Raw genomic sequence first — 1,288 nt, forward strand, 5'->3', positions numbered from 1 at the left:
GGCCGTTCGAGGAGCTTGCCCTTGTGGAACAGCGCGCCCGCTCGCACCAGTGCGACCAGCTGCGGTGCGTTGACCGCCCGCCACCGCGACTGCGCGGCCTCGATCAGCTTGTAGGCCATCGCCATCCCCGCCGCTCGTGAACCCGGACCCTTGGTCACCCTGGTCCGAAGCCGCACCGTCGCAAAAGTCGATTCGATCGGATTCGTCGTACGCAGATGCACCCAATGCTCGGCCGGATACCGAAAGTACTCGAGCAACACATCGGCGTCATCGACGATCTTCTTCACTGCCTTCGGATATTTCGCACCGTAGTCCTGTTCGAACGCCGCGATCGCGATCTGCGCCTTGTCGATGTCCTCGGCTCCGATGATCTCCTTCATCGCCGCCAACGCGCCGGGATGCGCGGACTTCGGGAGTGCTGCAAGGACGTTGGATTGCTTGTGGAACCAGCAGCGTTGTTCGCGGGTGTCGGGGAACACTTCCCGCAGTGCCTTCCAGAATCCCAGCGCGCCGTCCCCGATCGCGAGCACCGGGGCCCGCATTCCGCGGCGGCGGCAGTCCCGCAGCAGATCGGCCCAGCATTCGGTGGATTCGCGGTAGCCGTCGGCCAGGGCGACGAGTTCCTTACGTCCGTCGGCCCGCACCCCCAGCATGACCAGCAGACAGAGTTTCTCCTGCTCGAGCCGCACCTTCAGGTGGATGCCGTCGACCCACAGGTAGACGTAGTCGACTTGCGAGAGATCCCGCTGTCCGAAGGCTTTCGCCTCGTCCTGCCACTGCGCGGTCAGCCGGGTGATCGAGGCCGGCGACAGGCCGGCACCGGAGCCGAGGAACTGCTCGAGGGCGGGCCCGAAGTCGCTGGTCGACAGGCCGTGCAGGTACAGCAGCGGCAACACCTCGGACACTTGGGTGGACCTGCGGGCCCAGGCCGGCAGGATCGCCGACGAGAACCTCTTACGCTGGCCTGTCTCGGGATCGATGCGCTTGTCGTTGACCCGTGGCGCCTTCACCGTCACCGCACCGGCGGCGGTCATCACGTCGCGTTCGGTGTGGTAGCCGTTGCGTACGACGAGGCGGTGGCCGTTGTCGTCGACTTCACCGGCGTGCCGGGCGATGTAATCGGCGACCTCGGCCTGCAGGGCTGCGGCGAGCATCTGCCGGGCACCGTCGCGAACGATCTCATCGAGCAGCGACCGGCCTGCACCGGCGGCGTCGCCGGCCTCGTTCGGGTCTCGGCCTTCGTGTACTACCGTGAGCACGGGCGTGCCTTCCCGCCAGCGCGCCAACG

At 66.8% G+C, this 1,288-nt stretch carries 1 protein-coding gene; it reads right to left on the bottom strand.

What is annotated here, in order from left to right:
* Positions 1-1,259, bottom strand: a 1,259-nt coding sequence (locus tag MSZK_RS31025; protein ID WP_099252346.1) for an IS256 family transposase, incomplete at its 3' end; no start/stop codon positions are given.
* Positions 1,260-1,288: the final 29 nt, after the last annotated feature.

Origin of the sequence: Mycobacterium sp. shizuoka-1, assembly GCF_002723835.1 — a bacterium.
Taxonomy (GTDB): Bacteria; Actinomycetota; Actinomycetes; order Mycobacteriales; family Mycobacteriaceae; genus Mycobacterium.